Annotated in this window: 17 protein-coding genes; 12 read left to right on the top strand and 5 right to left on the bottom strand. The window is 66.9% G+C overall.

The annotated features are described in order from the left end of the window. Positions 1-1840: Hint domain-containing protein (locus DI276_RS51940; RefSeq protein WP_269814251.1), on the top strand; the 1840-nt coding region annotated here is incomplete at its 5' end. Next, a complete protein-coding gene (locus DI276_RS11905) occupies positions 1840-2328 on the top strand; it encodes a hypothetical protein (RefSeq protein ID WP_112263311.1) in 489 nt (162 codons plus the stop codon). The genes DI276_RS51940 and DI276_RS11905, both read left to right, overlap by 1 nt. A gap of 22 nt (positions 2329-2350) precedes the next feature. Here the strand turns inward: DI276_RS11905 and DI276_RS11900 are convergent, their stop codons facing one another. Genes DI276_RS11900 through DI276_RS11890 form a run of 3 tightly spaced genes read right to left on the bottom strand, consistent with a single transcriptional unit; the run spans position 2351 to position 3314 of the window. Further along, entirely contained in the window at positions 2351-2632 is a 282-nt protein-coding gene (locus DI276_RS11900; RefSeq protein WP_112263310.1) for a hypothetical protein, read from the bottom strand. A gap of 5 nt (positions 2633-2637) precedes the next feature. Then, positions 2638-2991 (bottom strand): hypothetical protein, encoded by a 354-nt coding sequence (locus DI276_RS11895; RefSeq protein ID WP_112263309.1) that lies wholly within the window; start codon positions 2989-2991, stop codon positions 2638-2640. Between the two features lie 47 nt (positions 2992-3038). Continuing rightward, positions 3039-3314, bottom strand: a complete 276-nt coding sequence (locus tag DI276_RS11890) for a hypothetical protein (protein WP_112263308.1) — start codon at positions 3312-3314, stop codon at positions 3039-3041. A 218-nt stretch (positions 3315-3532) separates the two neighbouring features. Between DI276_RS11890 and DI276_RS11885 the strand changes: the two genes are divergently transcribed. The 6 genes from DI276_RS11885 (at position 3533) to DI276_RS11860 (ending at position 11050) form a co-directional block, all read left to right on the top strand. After that, the gene (locus tag DI276_RS11885; protein WP_157984660.1) at positions 3533-4315 is read left to right on the top strand and encodes a hypothetical protein; all 783 of its coding nucleotides are present in this window, start codon (positions 3533-3535) and stop codon (positions 4313-4315) included. Then, positions 4312-5241: a hypothetical protein gene (locus tag DI276_RS11880; RefSeq protein WP_157984659.1), complete on the top strand. Its 930-nt coding sequence runs from the start codon at positions 4312-4314 to the stop codon at positions 5239-5241. Before DI276_RS11885 ends, DI276_RS11880 begins: the two co-directional genes overlap by 4 nt. After that, positions 5238-7553, top strand: a complete 2316-nt coding sequence (locus DI276_RS11875; protein WP_112263305.1) for an ATP-binding protein — start codon at positions 5238-5240, stop codon at positions 7551-7553. The genes DI276_RS11880 and DI276_RS11875 overlap by 4 nt, the downstream gene beginning before the upstream one ends. A gap of 77 nt (positions 7554-7630) precedes the next feature. After that, positions 7631-8491 (top strand): helix-turn-helix domain-containing protein, encoded by an 861-nt coding sequence (locus tag DI276_RS11870; RefSeq protein ID WP_112263304.1) that lies wholly within the window; start codon positions 7631-7633, stop codon positions 8489-8491. After that, positions 8466-8642 (top strand): DUF397 domain-containing protein, encoded by a 177-nt coding sequence (locus tag DI276_RS11865; RefSeq protein WP_112263303.1) that lies wholly within the window; start codon positions 8466-8468, stop codon positions 8640-8642. The genes DI276_RS11870 and DI276_RS11865 overlap by 26 nt, the downstream gene beginning before the upstream one ends. Before the next feature lie 122 nt (positions 8643-8764). Further along, entirely contained in the window at positions 8765-11050 is a 2286-nt protein-coding gene (locus DI276_RS11860) for a RelA/SpoT family protein (protein WP_408610527.1), read from the top strand. Between the two features lie 57 nt (positions 11051-11107). Here the strand turns inward: DI276_RS11860 and DI276_RS11855 are convergent, their stop codons facing one another. After that, positions 11108-11962 (bottom strand): peptidylprolyl isomerase, encoded by an 855-nt coding sequence (locus tag DI276_RS11855; RefSeq protein WP_112263301.1) that lies wholly within the window; start codon positions 11960-11962, stop codon positions 11108-11110. 114 nt (positions 11963-12076) lie between these two features. Here DI276_RS11855 and DI276_RS11850 point away from each other — a divergent pair, with 114 nt between their 5' ends. Genes DI276_RS11850 through DI276_RS11835 form a run of 4 tightly spaced genes read left to right on the top strand, consistent with a single transcriptional unit; the run spans position 12077 to position 15829 of the window. After that, positions 12077-12772: an MBL fold metallo-hydrolase gene (locus DI276_RS11850; RefSeq protein ID WP_112263377.1), complete on the top strand. Its 696-nt coding sequence runs from the start codon at positions 12077-12079 to the stop codon at positions 12770-12772. 5 nt (positions 12773-12777) lie between these two features. Then, on the top strand, positions 12778-14025 hold the full coding sequence (gene hisS, locus DI276_RS11845) for a histidine--tRNA ligase (RefSeq protein ID WP_408610526.1): 1248 nt from the start codon (positions 12778-12780) through the stop codon (positions 14023-14025). After that, positions 14022-14666, top strand: a complete 645-nt coding sequence (locus DI276_RS11840; RefSeq protein WP_112263299.1) for a hypothetical protein — start codon at positions 14022-14024, stop codon at positions 14664-14666. Before hisS ends, DI276_RS11840 begins: the two co-directional genes overlap by 4 nt. Before the next feature lie 14 nt (positions 14667-14680). Then, positions 14681-15829: a hypothetical protein gene (locus DI276_RS11835; protein ID WP_112263298.1), complete on the top strand. Its 1149-nt coding sequence runs from the start codon at positions 14681-14683 to the stop codon at positions 15827-15829. Here DI276_RS11835 and DI276_RS11830 read toward each other — a convergent pair. Further along, the gene (locus DI276_RS11830) at positions 15750-16586 is read right to left on the bottom strand and encodes a spermidine synthase (protein WP_198680573.1); all 837 of its coding nucleotides are present in this window, start codon (positions 16584-16586) and stop codon (positions 15750-15752) included. The two genes, DI276_RS11835 and DI276_RS11830, sit on opposite strands and share 80 nt — an antisense overlap. Between the last annotated feature and the right edge of the window lie 46 nt (positions 16587-16632).

The following is a 16632-nucleotide window of genomic DNA, read 5'->3' as shown; positions in this document are numbered from 1 at the left end:
GGCGCCGGGTCGTGGTCCGGCGTTGGTGGGTGGTAAGGGTGGTTCGGGTGCGCCGGTTGACTGGCGGAAGTTGCGTGAGTTGGGGCGGGGTTCGGAGGAGCGGCGTAAGGCTGAGCAGGCACGACGCCAAGCCGTCGACCCGAGGGACCACTTCGTCGGCAACGTGCTCGACGAGGCACGAGAAGCTGGCCAGGAAATCCTGACGGCGATTCCTTCTGCCATCAAGGAGCTCGCGCAAGCGTCCCACGACGCCAGTATGTTGGATGGAACCAGCCCGCTTCATTCGGACGAAAAGGAGCGACGCGCAGCCGAGGAACGTCAAAAGCAACGCGGTCAGGCGATCGCCGACGCCGTGCAAAACCCCAGCAAAGTGGTGAGCGAAACCGTCCGTCCTTATGTGGAGGACTGGAACAGCGACAAGCCGGAACGTGTCATCGGACGGGCAGCGGTCGACATCGGCAGCGCACTCGTCAGTGGCGGTGCGAGCATTGTCAGCAGGGCAGCCAGAGGGGCCGACGCGTTGTCCGGAGGGCGGGCACCCGATCCGAGCCCCAGTGCAGACAGTCCGCCGCGACCTGACACCGGGCCCGGCAGCGGAGGACCGGCGACGGGAAGTTCTCCGGCAACTGACGTTCCGCGCCCCTCAGTCGGGACACCTGCCCAACAGAACTCCACCAGTCCCGGCGGCCGCGCGCCGGATGCCGGGGATGTGGCGAATGACCGCGGTTCCCAGGGAGATGCGACCGCGCAGGGGACAACGTCCCGCGGACCGAACGATCGCGACGGGCGAGGTACCAGGGTGCTCCCGCCTCTGGTGACGCAACCGCCCACTGCGCCCCGCACCAGCCGCGGTGATTCCAGCCGCCGCACAGCTGACACATCCCGGAGGGGCACCTCTGCGGATGACCACTCGAGGTCTGGGGCGGCCCGGCGGGACACCGGCACGCCGCCCTCGCGGACGTCCGATGGCAGAGAATCCAGGCAGCGGTCGAGCGACCGCACGCCCGAAGCAGGCACGAACGCCTCCCGGCGGGCACCGGACACGGCTGAAGCGGCGACCGGGTGCACGACGCGGAACAGCTTCGTGCCAGGCACTCCCGTCCTGCTGGCCGACGGCACGTACAAACCGATCGAACAGATCAAACTCGGCGACCGGGTGCTGGCGACGGATCCCACCGGCAGCCTCACCCAGGGCCGTCCGGTCACCGCGCTGATCCCCGGCGACGGACTGAAGAAGCTGGTCCGCATCACCGTCGACACCGACGGCGACCGCGGCAACGCCACCGGCATCGTGACCGCCACCGACGAACACCCCTTCTGGGAGGCCCGCACCGGCAGTTGGACCGACGCCGAGGATCTGGACCGCAGCGACCTGCTGCGCACGCCCGACGGCCGCCTGCTGGAAGTCGTCGACGTGCACGAGTGGACCCAGCAGCAACAAGTGCACAACCTCACCGTCGAAGGCCTGCACACGTACTATGTACGGGTCGGCGACAGCCCAGTTCTCGTACACAATGAGAACAGGGGCGGACTTCAAGACAGCATTCGCCTCTACGGGGATTACACCGCACGCATGGACAAGTTCAACGTCCAGGGGCAGGCATCGTTTGAAATTCACGTTTACCACCGCGGTGTAGAAGTCGGAGTCTATGGAAGCAATGGGTTCTTCAACAAACACGGATTGAAGGCGAGTGGGGTTGAGGTGCCGAACCAGGTTCTCAACCGACTGAAGGGCATCGCGGTGGACCAGATGCGCAAGCTGGGTCAGATTTCGGCTGGAGAAAACATCAAGGGCGACGCCTGGAAGCGTCCCATGATCGGGTCGAGTGGTGATTGCTGATGCGATTTGTCGAGGTTGAGCTCGGCCAGGACCAATCCGTGCTGCTCAGTCCAGAGCCGTACCTGCAAGTGTTGCCAGAACTGCTGCCCCAACTACCGGATGGGGCCAAGGCATTCGTCACTGACAGTGCGCACTATGACTTCGCTTCATCCAGGTGTGTCAAGGATCTCAGGATCGGCGCCATCACCGTTCGCGAGGTAGGTCACGCGACGGTCGGTCTGGTCGCGGAGTTCGATGCGAATGAGTTCAAGCACGATGCCCGCCTGGTTGTTCATTACCAAAATGTCACCCGTTTTGACCTGGCGGCTGACTTGTTGGGTGAAGACTCGAAAGTTTGGCCGGAAAGCCGACGGCTTGGCGACGTTCAGCTTGATGAAATCCTTCCCGTGCCCGGTGGTTGTTCTCATGAGGTGAAGATGACGGGCGGGACCATGCTGGTCGAGTGCGGTGACCTGCGAGCAGAGTGGATCCCGCTCACCTCCTCGTAGGCGTGTACTTCCTGGTGGTGGGTCAGCTCGTCACCGGCACGAAGAACCTGTGGGCGATCACGACGGTGATCGCCCACAGGAAGTAGAAGATCGGCAGGCCCAGCAGGATCAGCCGCCACGCCTTCATCCCGCCGTGCGCGACCCGCCACAGCGCGATGGAGGCGCCCAGCCACGGCACCACGCCCAGCAGCAGCGTGCGGGGCGCGCTGCCGTCCGCCAGGTTCAGCAGGACGATGCCGGCGTACCAGATGCCCGCGAAGGCGAGGCAGTGCCAGTACGGCCGGTCGTGGACGTGTGAGTGCATCTTCGTCAGCCTCGCACGTGCATGAACACGGCTGCGATCGCGCCCAGCAGCCCGTTGAGGACGATCCACACCACCAGATAGACCGGGATCGAGACGAAGATCAGCAGCCACGGCCGAATCCGCGCCTTCAGCAGGATCAGCCACATCGCGGTCGACGTCACCCCCCAGATCGCGGCGCCGATGAGCAGCGCCGGCACCAGGTTCCCGAGTGTGAACCCGAACTTGATGCTGATGATCACGAACGCCACGACGAACGCGACGTACCAGACAGACGCACCCGCGAGGCAGTGCAGGAACGGCGTGCCCTTCTTGACGGGCTGATGCGGTGGCGGTGGCGGAGCGTACGGCAAAGGCTGCATTGGTCCCCCCAGACCTGTCGATCACTCACTGCGAGTGAGCAAGCATGTCAGGCTGGTGGTGGCGGCGCCACGAACGCGGCCCCGATTGAGACGAACACCAAAGTCACCAGTGAGGCGAGCGCCGTCACCACGGCGATCTCCCACAGCTGTGGCCGGTCCGCACGGCGCAGCAGCAGCCAGCTCACCGCAGTCGCGAGGGTCCAGCCGACGGCCGAGCCGATGATCGACCTCGGGTCGATGTAGTTCGGGTCGTCGAGGGCCAGGTACGCCATCGTGCCGAGCCAGACCGCGCTCAGGGCGCCGCACCACAGGAGGGTCCTCACCCGGCAGAGCCTCTCAGCCCGTCAGTGCCGGGCGGCAACGGGGCCGATGAGCCCTAGTCCGTTCAGGGGCAACTGATCGCAATTTCGGTCAGGGGTGTCGAAATCAGGGGTGAATCCCTTCATGATCGGCCCAACGCAGTTACGGGAACCGATGTGGAAACGACACAGATGGCATGCGCGGAGTAGACGGAACGTGGGGACGCCGCATGATCGGCCGGATGCCACTCCTCGTTCTCGTGTTGCTGGCAGGCTGTGGCGCCGCGCCGGTGGTGTCGGATGCCGCCCTTGTGTACTGCTCGTCTCATCGATCGGAAACCGTCGCCGCCGCTGTCGCGCTGGGCATCGAGGATTCCACAGCAATTGGAAACCGAGTCGTCGTCGATGGTAAAACGCTGGAATTCGACGAATGGCGGAAGACGCGCCGAGCGCAATTCGAGCGCGCTTGCGCTGCCGCCGCCGAACCGCAGATGCGCCCACCGGCGGCGGGCTCGGCTCCGTCCTGGATCCCCACGCTGATCACGGCTGTCGTCGGCCTGCTCTCCACGCTCGCCGGCGCGCTGATCACCAGGCTGGCCACGAACCGTCGCGAGGACCGCAACCGGGCCAAGGAACAGGCGGTCGCGCTGCGCAAGGCGAGCAGGGAGTTCGCCGACGAGGTTCGCGACTACTGCGACGCCCAGCTCAGGGGGCAGGCCTCGGCGATCGAGTTGAGGCGCAAGCGAGACCAGCTCAACACCCAGTTGGCGGTCACCAAACTGATGCGACCCGAGTGGTCCGCGCCGGACGAACTGCGGTCCGAGCTCGACGCTTTCGCCGAGTCCGCAGAACAGGGATGGCGTGTCAAGAACGACAGACGGGAGCGGCAGCCTCGGGTCATCGAAGTAACGCAGGCCGCGCGGGCACTGGATCGCCGGATCGAGGTCGTCGTGCAGGCGTTGCAACGGCCGGCCCACGCAGATGAGCTTCTCCACGCCGAGTTCAGGCAGGCGGCCAACGCATGAACCCGTACCAGGTTCCTCCAGCAGGATCGGGGCTCGGCCCGTTGTGCCCGTACGCCCATCCCGAGCACGAGGACTACTACGTGCCGGTCGACAACACCGAGAACTCCTTCGAAACCTTCAAGCGGATGCTCGGTGACGCGGCCAGGCTGCGCGACGACGGCAGGCTCGTCGTCGCGCTGGGCTGGGACGGCTGTGGCAAGACGTCCCTGCTCAACCGTTGTGCTGCGTGGGTGCAGGGCTGCCTGGGCGATGACTGCCACGTGGTGTCGATGGGCAAAATGTCTCGTGAGCGCGAAACGGTCGAGGAACGGCAAAGGAACGTGTTCCAGTCGCTCATCTACGAGCTCGGCGACCGCGAGCTGCTGACGCCAGAGCATCGTCTCGAGATGACCGGGGCGCTCGACAAGCACAACCTCAACATCGGGTACTACTACGTGAGCAGATACGTGCTCAAGCCGAAGAACGCGGTGCTCGTGATTCTGCTTCCTCGAACGGAGATCCGCGAGGAAGTGGAGAACTACGCCCGGTGGGCGCACCCGAATCTCGTGTTCCTCGCCGAAAGCCGCATGTCCGACGCGGTAATCGCGCATTGGCCGGTGATTCAGCAGGTTCACAACCCGTCGTTGCCCATTCGTCTGGATGTGGGCACTCTTACCGAGAACGACGGCTGGGCGTTCGTACAGGCCCGAAAGGGAGATCGAACGGACGCACTGGGCTACCCCTTTGTGGCGGAAGAAACGATACGCCGGGTAACCGCGCAGCGGGAACTTTCGATCGGTGAGCTGCACGATCTTCTTCACGGGGTGTACCAGGAACTTCTTGAGAACGGCGCGATGTGGCGTTCGAGGAGCACCGGCCTGATGGGTGAAGTGACTTTCGAGGATCTCTTGAGCTTCTACTTCCGGCGGTTGGGGAGACAGCGATGAGTGAGCGTCCAGAACCCGCCCCCGTCGACGACAACCCGTTCTTGCCGATGGCTGTCGCGACCCCTCGGGAGTTCGACGACGCCACGGTGACGATCGTGACACCCGCTGTCGCCGAGGCGGTCAGCTTGGTGGACGCGTTTCTCCGCCCGTCGACCAGATCCGTCGGCAACGTGATCGCAATCGTGGGCGAGTACGGCACGGGCAAGAGCCACCTGGTGGGGACCTTGTTGCGCCATGCTCGTGACACATCGGAGGGGGATCGGCCGCGGGTCGTTCTGCTCGAGGCCCGGCCGACCACCTTCGTCGACCTGTACCGGCAGCTCATCGGGGACGAGCTGCGGAAGGAGGACGTGAGCGACCGCGTGCGGGAGTTCTACGCCGATGTGATCGCGGACGAGCTGAGCGATTCACCGTTCACCACCGACATCGCCGACTTGCTGCGTACCGGTCAGCTCGATCCAGTCGACGTCGTTCACCGGCTGAAGCTGGCGGAGAGCCGGTGTCTGGACAGTCTCAGGCAGGTGTTGGAACGGGTGACGAACAACGCGGCGTTCGGCGTCGCGCTGACGTTGCTGCTGCGGCACGACTTCGCCGACGCCGCCTGGGAATGGCTCACCGGGCACCAACCCGATCAGGTGCTCGTCGACCGGGGGATCGACACCGCCATCGCCACCGAGGAGCTGGCGTTGGAGGCAATGGGGGTGCTGGCTCTGCTCTACGGCCATCGCGGGCGGCGGTTCGTGGTGGCGATCGACGAGATGAACAAGGTGGTGTCCGGCAACAGGGAACCAACCTCGAGAGCCATCGACATGTTCCAGCGGATGATGGAGGTGTTCGCGGCAGCACAGGCCCTGCTCGTCCTCGCCGGACTACCTGAATACCTCGACGAACTCGGGAGCGCGGTCCGGCAACGCATCGGCCGGATCATCGCGGTGTCACCATTGACCGTCGAAAACACAATTGAGTACGTCAAACGGAGCCAGGAGCGCCTCGGCCGAGGCCAGGTGCTGGACCCGTTCACCGTCGACACCGTGCGGTACCTGGTGAAGCTCACCGATGGCAACGCGCGGCGCATCATCAGGCTCTGCAGCCACCTGTACCGGCGGGCTGTGGACGCGAACCCGCATGATCCCGCGAGAGCCCAGGTCACCGAGGCGATGGTGCGCGAGGTCGCACGGGAGCACGCTGGCGCCGCCTCGGCCGACCACGTGCGCAACGAGATCCGCCAGGTGCTCGCTGGGCTCGGGCTCACCTACGAACGTGACGTGTGGTTGAACCCGGGGTTGGACTCGAGGGCGGACTACTGGGTGCCCTTCGGCTCCGAGGCGCACTCGGGTTGTGCCTTGGTGCTCAGCGAATCGGTGCTCGACCGGTCCGACTGCGACGCACTGGTCAATCGGGCGACGTTCCTGCTGGCGGCCGGCGCGCAGGTGGGAGTCATTCTCGTCGTGGTGGGACTCGTGCATGCCGACTTCATGCCGCAGCTGAATGCGGCTTTCAGTGCCGAGCCGATTGTCTACGACCAGTACACGTTCAACGAGACGTTGTCCGCCGTGCTGGAACAGCATCTTGGTCTGCTGGCCGATTCGGGTGACGACGTGTCGTCCGAAATGCGAGAGCAGTTCACCAGGCTCGGCAGGCAGCAGGCAAACACGCAGCGGATGCTCGAACAGGCGATGAAGACGCTGACCGCGTTGCGTTCGTCGTCGGATCGGGCGCTCAGCCAACTCCAACAGGAGATGGCGGAACTCACTTCGCAGGCGAGTGCCCAGCCAACAGACCAACAGGCGCCGACGTTGCGCCTACCGCCTGTCGTGCTCACCCAGTTCACGGATGCGCGGGCGTCGCTCGACGCCGTGGACCAGGTCGACGCGGCGTTGCGCGCCATGTTCGCCGCGACGGAAAGCGATCTGGTGAACGCCGTCGACGCCCGGGTCGCGGTGCGCGCGCAGTTGCGGTCACCGCTCGTTTTCTCGGCGCTCGGCGTTTCGACGATACTGCGGATGTTGCTCGACACGTTCCAAGACGGCGTGAACGAGTGGTACCGCACATATGTGCCCGGTCCGACCGGCATGCCTTATCCAGGCGACAAAAACCGGCTCGGCGCGCTGTGTCTGGCCTACGACACGGTCTACGAGTACATCCCGTTCTTCCGTCTGGAAGAGATCGACCAGATCGCTCCGTACCTCGTCGACGGCAACCTCGCTGTGCTCGTGTCCCCACCGCAGCTCGCCGAGGCTCGCGAGTTGTTCAACGGGCTCAGCCGCCGAGTCCACGCCGCGGTGCTGGAGTCGGTCGCGGACTGGCGGTGAGCTCGCGCCGTGTCCACACCCGTTTTCACCCTAATGAGCTGGTTCGTGGAGCAGGGCCAATCCCTACGGTCGGACGCATGACTGCGATCACCTCCACCGCCTACAGCCGGGACCTGGGCGACGAACTGCGCCGGCTGCGCGAGAAGTTCACCGGCCTGACCGGGTTCGCGTTCGCCGAACAGCTCGGGTGGGACCCGAGCAAGGTGTCCAACATCGAGAAGGGCAAGGCGCGTGCGAGCGAGATCGACCTCGTGCAGTACCTGATGACGTGCGGGCGGGACAGCGTCTACTTCGAACGCTTCCGCGACCGGTACCGCTACGCCTTCGATGCGTACGTGACGGTGGTGCCGGACAACCTCCGCACGCTCGCCCTGGCGGAGGCGCAGGCGCAGAAGATCACTTGCTTCGACGTCAACACGATCCCCGGCCTGATACAGACCTCGCAGTACGCCCGCGCATTGTTCACGGAGTCGAGCAACGCGACTCCAGCGGACATCGAGAAGTACGTTCGGATGCGTATGGAGCGGCAGGCGATCCTGAGGCGCCCCGAGGGGAGCCGTCCCGAGTGCCTCTTCTACGTGCACGAGCGCGCGCTGCAGCTGCGTGTGGGTGATAGCGCGGTCATGGAGGAGCAGTACCTCCGCCTGCTCTTCAACTCGCACATCCTGCGCATCGTGCCGTTGTCGACTTCCGGCGCCCTAGTCGCGCGTTCGGCACGCATGTTGTTCTCATTCGAGAGGCAGATACCCGTCGCGTACAGCGAGACCGACCTGGCGCAGGTGTTCGCGCACGACGGCAAGGCCATCGCGGGCAGCCGGGAGTTCTTCAAGTGGCTGGAGACGCGTGCCTTGGATGAGGGAGAATCTCGGAGCTTGCTGGCGAGCTACGTCAGTGGACTGCGAGAGGACTTCCATGAGCCACGGGCGGGCCTGGCGTAAGAGCAGCTACAGCGGTGGCCAGGGTGACACCGCGTGCGTGGAGGTGTCGCTCGCCCAGGACGCTCTCGTGCGTGACTCGAAGGCCACTCGCAGTGACGCCCTGGTCTTCACGATTCAGGCGTGGCGGGCGTTCGTGGCGAGCGTCGCCTGATCGGCCCAGCGGAAGTTCAGGTGGCGTTCACCGTGTGAGCTGCGCCGCTCAGCGCGCCATCGGAAGTTTCGTCAGCGTAAACGCGTTATCCTCGGTACTCGCGAGACCCGAGGAGCGTGGGGTTGAGTCAAGACACCGAACCCGCTGCGACGGTTGTTCAACCGTCGGCTACCCGGCGTGTGCGCGCCCGCCTTGCGCGGCGCATCACCGCCCAACGTGCGGCCCCGGTGAAGCAGGTCCTCGAACCTCTCGCCGCCGCGCACTACGACCTCCATCCCAAGGCCGATCTGGCGCTTCTGCAGCACGCATACGACGTTGCCGAGGAGAAGCACCGCCCGCAGCGCCGCAAGTCCGGCGACCCGTACATCACGCACCCGCTCGCCGTGGCGACGATCCTCGCCGAGCTGGGCATGGACACCACGACGCTGGTGGCCGCGCTGCTGCACGACACCGTGGAAGACACCGACTACTCACTGGGGCAGCTGAAGGACGACTTCGGCGAGGAAGTCGCTCGCCTCGTCGACGGCGTCACGAAGCTCGACAAGGTCAAGCTGGGGGCAGCGGCCGAGGCGGAGACCATCCGCAAGATGGTCATCGCGATGGCGAAGGACCCGCGGGTCCTGGTCATCAAGCTCGCCGACCGGCTGCACAACATGCGCACGATGCGGTTCCTGCCGCCGGAGAAGCAGGCCCGCAAGGCCCGCGAGACGCTCGAAGTGCTCGCACCGCTGGCCCACCGCCTGGGCATGGCGACCGTGAAGTGGGAGCTGGAGGACCTCGCGTTCGCGATCCTGCAGCCCAAGAAGTACGACGAGATCGTGCGGCTGGTCGCCAAGCGCGCGCCGAGTCGCGACACGTACCTGCGGACCGTCGTCGACGAGCTGAACGGTCAGCTGGAGGCCGCGCGGATCGTCGCGAAGGTCGAGGGCAGGCCGAAGCACTACTACTCGATCAACCAGAAGATGATCGTCCGCGGCCGGGACTTCGACGACATCCACGACCTGGTGGGTGTGCGGATCCTGGTCGACGAGGTGCGCGACTGCTACGCGGCGATGGGCGTGGTCCACGCGGCCTGGCAGCCGATGCCCGGCCGGTTCAAGGACTACATCGCGCAGCCGCGGTTCGGCGTGTACCAGTCGCTGCACACGACCGTCATCGGTCCGGACGGCAAGCCTCTCGAGGTGCAGATCCGCACGCACGAGATGCACCAACGGGCCGAGTACGGCATCGCGGCGCACTGGCGCTACAAGGAAACCAAGGGCACGCACAACGGCAAGTCCGTCGAGATCGACGAGATGGCGTGGATGCGCCAGCTCCTCGACTGGCAGCGGGAAGCCGCGGACCCCGGTGAGTTCCTCGAGGGCCTGCGCTGGGACCTCGCCGCACGCGAGATCTTCGTGTTCACGCCGAAGGGTGACGTCGAGACGTTGCCGACGGGCTCCACGCCGGTCGACTTCGCCTACGCCGTGCACACCGAGGTGGGCCACCGCTGCATCGGTGCCCGCGTGAACGGCCGGCTCGTCGCACTCGAACGCAAGCTCGAGAACGGCGAGGTCGTCGAGATCTTCACCTCCAAGGCGGAGGGAGCGGGCCCGTCCCGCGACTGGCTGTCGTTCGTCGCGTCCCCGCGCGCCAAGGCGAAGATCAAGCAGTGGTTCGCCAAGGAGCGCAAGGAAGAGGCGATCGAGCAGGGCAAGGACGCGATCACCAAGGAGGTCCGCCGCGTCGGACTGCCGATCCAGCGTCTCGTCTCGGTCGACTCGATGCAGGCCCTGGCCAAGGAACTGCACTACCCGGACATGAGCGCGCTGTACGCGGCGGTGGGCGAGGGCCACACCTCGGCCCGCCACGTCGTGCAACGCCTCGTTGCGCAGCTCGGCGGTGTCGAACACGCCGAGGAGGAACTGGCCGACCGCGCCACCCCGTCCACGGTCACGAGGCGCCGCCCCACCGGCGACGCGGGCGTGATCGTGAAGGAAGCGGGCGACGTCTGGGTGAAGCTCGCCCGCTGCTGCACCCCGGTGCCGGGCGACGACATCCTGGGCTTCGTGACGCGCGGCGGCGGCGTCTCCGTGCACCGCACCGACTGCACGAACGCGGACGAACTCCTGAAGTCGCCGGAGCGGCTGCTGGACGTCGAGTGGGCCCCGTCGGCCTCCTCGGTGTTCCTCGTGGCCATCCAGGTCGAGGCGCTGGACCGGCACCGGCTGCTCTCGGACGTCACGAAGGTGCTGGCCGACGAGCGCGTGAACATCCTGTCGGCGTCGGTGACGACGTCGCGTGACCGGGTGGCGGTCAGCCGCTTCTCGTTCGAGATGGGCGACCCGAAGCACCTGGGGCACGTCCTGAAGGCGGTGCGGAGCGTGGAGGGCGTCTACGACGTCTACCGCGTGACCTCGGCTTCGTAACAGCTGAAAGCAGAACGGCCCCGGAGCGAGCGCTCCGGGGCCGTTTCGCTGTGGGTCTTAGTTCGCGACCGCAGCCGACTTGATGTCGACCGGCGTCTTGGGCTTGCCGTCACCCTGACCGGGCGTCTGCGAGATCGTGCCGGTCTTCGCGACCTCGTCGATCTTCTTCAGCGAGTCCTCTTCGACCGTGCCGAAGATCGTGTACTTCGCCTGCAGGTTCGCGCCGTCGCCGTAGACGATGAAGAACTGCGAGCCGTTGGTGTCCGGGCCCGAGTTGGCCATGGCGAGCACGCCGCGGCCGTAGGTGAGCTCCGGGTAGACCTCGTCCTTGAACGAGTAGCCGGGGCCGCCCATGCCGTTGCCGCCGGGGTCGCCGCACTGCAGGACCTGGATGCCGGTCACCACGAGGCGGTGGCACGTCGTGTTGTCGAAGTACTTCTGCTTGGCCAGCGACAGGAAGTTGTTGACCGTGCAGGGGGCCAGCGACCGGTCGAGGTTGAACTTCAGGTCGCCGATCGAGGTGCCGAGCGTGACGCCGACGGTGCCGGTGGCGGGCTGCTCGCCGTTCGCGGGCGGCGTGTTCTCCTTGGCCGCCGGCTCCTGGCCCTTCGTGTATTCACAGTTCACCTTTTCCGGCAGCGCGGCGGGGCGCTTCGGAATCTGGTGCATCGCCGTGGGGATCTTGTCCGCCTTGTCCACCGACTCGTTCTGCGGTGTCTCCGACGCGGACGCGTCACCGTTGCCGAAGTCGTGAGTCGCGAGGAACCACACACCACCTCCGACGAGCGCAACAACGACGACCGTCGAGACGACGGCGATGATGCGACGCTTCTTGGCCCGCTCGTGGCGGTAGACCATCTGACGCTCAAGCTTGCGCTTGGCTGCCGCGCGTCGCTGCTCGTTGGTGGGCACGTGCTCCCTCCCCAGGGACTCATGCGAATAGGGCGGACGGCTCGGGAGTCTAGGGCCTGCGCATATGACTGTTGTGTAGTGGTTAGGCTGATGGTCTACGAGGAGGTCATTTCAGTGCTCGTGATCGGGTTCCCCACCGGTGCGCTCCAGGCGAACTGCTTCGTCCTGGCGGCCGGTGAAGGCGAGCCCTGCGTGATCATCGATCCCGGTCAGGACGCGGTCGAGCCGATCGAGCAGGCCCTGCGCAAGCACCGGCTCGCGCCGGTCGCCGTGCTGCTCACGCACGGGCACTTCGACCACACGTTCTCGGTCACGCCGGTCTGTGACGGCAACGACATCCCCGCCTACATCCACCCGGACGACGTCGAGATGCTCGCCGACCCGTTGAAGGGCATCAGCCGCGAGTCGGCGGCGTTCTTCGGCGGCAACCTGGAGATGCGCGAGCCCTCCGAAGTGCGGGAGCTGACGGACGGGGTGGACCTCGACCTCGCCGGGTTGCAGATCACCGTCGACCACACGCCGGGCCATACCGGCGGGTCGGTGATGTTCCGCTCCGGCGCGCAGGAAGGCGGTCGCCTGGTGATCTCGGGTGACACGCTCTTCGCCGGTTCGATCGGACGCACCGACCTGCCTGGCGGTGACCACTCGCGCATGTTGTCGTCTCTGCAGGACAAGGTGCTGACCTTGCCCGACGACACGGTGGTGCTGCCCGGCCACGGCCCGACGACGACCATTGGCCGCGAGCGTGCGACGAACCCGTACCTGCTCCAGCTGCAGGATGCTCCGGCCGCCCCGCACCGAGGACTTTGAGAGACGTGTTTTCCGCACCCAAAGGCGTTCCTGACTACATCCCGCCGACGTCTGCCGCTTTTGTGCACGTTCGGTCGACTTTGATCCGTGCCGCCGAGCTCGCGGGCTACGGCTACGTCGAGCTGCCGGTCTTCGAGGACACGGCGCTGTTCGCGCGCGGTGTCGGCGAGTCGACCGACGTCGTGTCGAAGGAGATGTACACCTTCCTCGACCGCGGCGACCGCTCCATCACGCTGCGCCCAGAGGGCACGGCCGGCGTCATGCGGGCGGTGATCGAGCACAGCCTCGACCGCGGCGCGCTGCCGGTGAAGCTCTACTACGCGGGCCAGTTCTTCCGCGCCGAGGCCCCGCAAGCAGGCCGCTACCGGCAGTTCCACCAGGTCGGCATCGAGGCGATCGGCGTGGACGACCCCGCGCTCGACGCCGAGGTCATCGCCGTCGGTGACGCCGGGTTCCGCGCTCTCGGTCTCACCGGCTACCGGCTGGAGATCACCTCGCTGGGCGACGCTTCGTGCCGTCCGGCCTATCGGACGTTGCTGCAGGAGTTCCTGAGCGGTTTGCCGCTGGACGAGGCGACCCGGCAGCGCGCCGAGCTGAACCCGTTGCGCGTGCTCGACGACAAGCGGCCAGAGGTGCGCGCGATGGTCGCCGACGCGCCGTTGATGGTCGACCACCTGTGTGACGCGTGCCGTGAGCACTACGAGCTCGTCAAGGGGTACTTGACCGAGCTGGGCGTGAAGTTCGTCGAGAATCCGCGCATGGTCCGCGGCCTCGACTACTACACGAAGACGACGTTCGAGTTCGTGCACGACGGCCTGGGCGCGCAGTCGGGCATCGGCGGCGGCGGCCGGTACGACGGCCTGATGGCGCAGCTCGGCGGCCAGGAGCTGTCCGGTGTCGGGTTCGGTCTCGGCGTCGACCGTGCGCTGCTGGCCGCTCAGGCCGAGGGCGTGCTGCCCGAGCTCAGCCGCGTCGACGTGATCGGCGTGCCGCTGGGCGAGGCCGCACGGGCCAGGCTCGTCGCGATCGCCGGTGAGCTGCGGGCGGCCGGTGTGCGCACGGACCTGGTGTACGGCGGCAAGTCGATGAAGGCGGGCTTCAAGGCCGCGGACAAGTCCGGTGCGCGCCTGGCGCTCGTGCTGGGTGAGCGCGACCTGGAGGCCGGCAACATCGGCATCAAGACGTTGGCCACGGGCGAGCAGGTGTCCGTGGCGCTGACCGACGTGGTCGAGGCGGTGCGGAAGGCGCTGTGAGCCCTGAAGAAAAGAGCACCGGCGACAAGCTGTCCCTCGACCTGCTGGACAAGACGACGGTCCGCAAACGTGCGCGCATGGTGGCGATCGGCGGCCTGATGGTCGCCCTCGCGTTCGGCGCGATCGTGGGCCTGATCGGCGGACGGTGGCCGGGCGTCATCGCCGCGCTGATCGTCGCCCTGCCGGTGGTGCTGCTGGCGCTGTCCGAGGCCCGCCGCACGGTGTGGCTCGAGGGCACGCGGGTCAACGTGCGCGCATTCGGGACGCGCACCGTCGAACTGGCCACCGCCGACGCGCTGGACCTGCTGGTCACGGACCTGCGCGGCGCCCGGACCGTCGGGCTCTTCGTGCGCGGCGACAAGAAGGCGATCAACATCGCGCTGTCGATGTACGCGGGCACCGGTGGCCGTGAGCTGGGCATCTACCAGCTGCGCCGGCTGGCGGACGCGCTGGCGGCCCGTGGTGACACGCCGGGGCTGGTGTTCTCGGAGCTCCTGGTGGCCCAGCTGCGGGCCGAGGCACGCGGGCTCGCCGCCGCCGAACGGCCGCTGTACCGGCTGGGGTCGCTGGCGCCTGCCGGGCGGATGGCGCAGAAGCTCCATCCGGACGCCGTGTCGAAGTTCGTGACCTCGCTGGACTGAGTAATGTCCGCGGCGTGTCCTTTCGCAGCGGCGCCAGGCTGCGTCTCAGACCGCCTCGGGCACTCAGGCGCAGGCCGCGGCTGCCGCGTCCGACCGCACTGCTGCTGGTCGTCCTGTTGATCGGTGCGCTCGGGACGGCCTATCGGTTCTATCTCGACGGGGTACCGGGCAGTCCGCAGTTGCCGACCTGGACGGGCGCGACCGACGCCAACAGCGCCGGTGATGCGATGGTCATCCTCGCGCCGCCCGGAGTCGTCGTCCGGCAGCGCGTGTTGCTGGGGAAAGTGGACGCACGTCACGACAATCCCGTGAGGCTCGCCGCTAGCGAACCGGATTCGATGCTGAAACTCGATCCCGGGTTGATCCAGTTGTCCGTCGACATCCCGCAGTACGAGCCCCGCCCGTTCGACCTGATTCTGCAGCTGGCGAGCGGTGCGCGGGTGCCCCGGCTCGACGGGATACGGGCGTTCAGCTTTGGAGGGGACACTCCTCCGGTGATCGTCGACGGCCCCTACAGCCTCTGGGAGCTGGCGGGTGGGTCGCCCGATCGCCAGCCGCCGTCCGACACCGACTACGTCGTTCTGCACGTGACTCCACCCCCTGCGCACGTGCACGAGAACGGCGAAACCTCGCTGTACCGCTTGCAGTTCGAGCTTCTCCTCCGGCCGTTGTGGCCGTTTGCGGTGCGTGACAACGCGCGGGTGGTGTTGCGAACCCCTTCGTTTCACGGCTTCGTCAAGTGCGGCGCCCTCGATGCGTTCATGCGGTACCTCGTCGAGAGGGGCCCGAGGTTTCCGGCGATGGACTGTCATCGACCCGAACCGCCGGACGAGTTGGCGACCACGGTCGTGCTGGACGTCGAACGTGCCGAGTGGAAGACCGACCTGCTGTACCCGGCGCCGGCCGAAGGCGGCCGCAGCGACGTGACCGACGATGCGACCTGGTGGACTGCTTCCGGCCCTGTCCGGGTGACGGGGAACTACGTCAACATCAACGCTGAGGCCGCCGGGCAGCGCTGGCTCTTCCTCTCGGGCCTGCTGGCGGGTTTCGCGCTGGGCCTGGTTCCGGTGGTCGTCGAGAAGGTCAGGTACCCCAGAGACCAGAGGGCGGCGCGGGGGAGAGCACGGCCGTCTCGTCCGTGGTCACCGGCGCGCCGCCGATGAACTTCGTCAGCCCCGTGCCGTGCTCGACGCGGCCGGGGAACGGGTCGCCCGCGGTGGCCCGCATCAGCTGCTGCATCGGCAACCCGGTGTGCGACGCGAAGATCACGAAGTTGCCGAACCGGCGGCCGCGGAACACGCCGGGCTCGGCCAGCACGCAGACGTGTTCGAACACCGCCCGCACCGTCGCGCACTGGGAGCGGGCGAACTGGAGCCCGTTGCCGTCGCCGATGTTCGCCGCGTAGACGCCGTCCTCGACGAGGGCCGCCGACGCCTGGCGCACGAACTCGACCGAGGTCAGGTGTGCGGGTGTGCGGGCGCCCGCGAAGCAGTCGGTGACGATCAGGTCGAACGACGCCGGCCGCGCTTTCACGAGCACCGCCCGCGCGTCGCCGGTGGTGATCCGCACGCCGCGCGGCGGCGGCAGTTCGCGGCGCACGAAGGCGATCAGGCCGGCGTCGATCTCGGCCACCTGTTGAGACGCGCGCGGCACGGTGGCGGAGACGTAGCGGGCGAGCGTGAGAGCGCCACCACCGAGGTGCAGCACGCGGGACGGCGCGACCAGGTCGATCAGGTGGCCGAGGCGGCGGACGTACTCGAACTCCAGATAGGTCGGGTCGTCCAGGTCCACATGCGACTGTGGGGTTCCGTTGACGCGCAACGTCCACGAGTTCCGGCCGCCCAGATCGGGCATCAGTTCGGCCGTGCCTGAGTCGATCGACTCGGTGATCGCCTCGGTGTCGGGCCGCTGTCTTCCCACTGCTCTATTGTCTCACCGGACGTGCCACCCCTGAGGAGGACCTAAG

Origin of the sequence: Lentzea terrae (genome assembly GCF_003265345.1) — a bacterium.
Classification (GTDB): Bacteria; Actinomycetota; Actinomycetes; order Mycobacteriales; family Pseudonocardiaceae; genus Lentzea; species Lentzea terrae.
The sequence above is the reverse complement of the archived record's forward strand: the minus strand, read 5'-3'. Positions and strand labels throughout refer to the sequence as shown.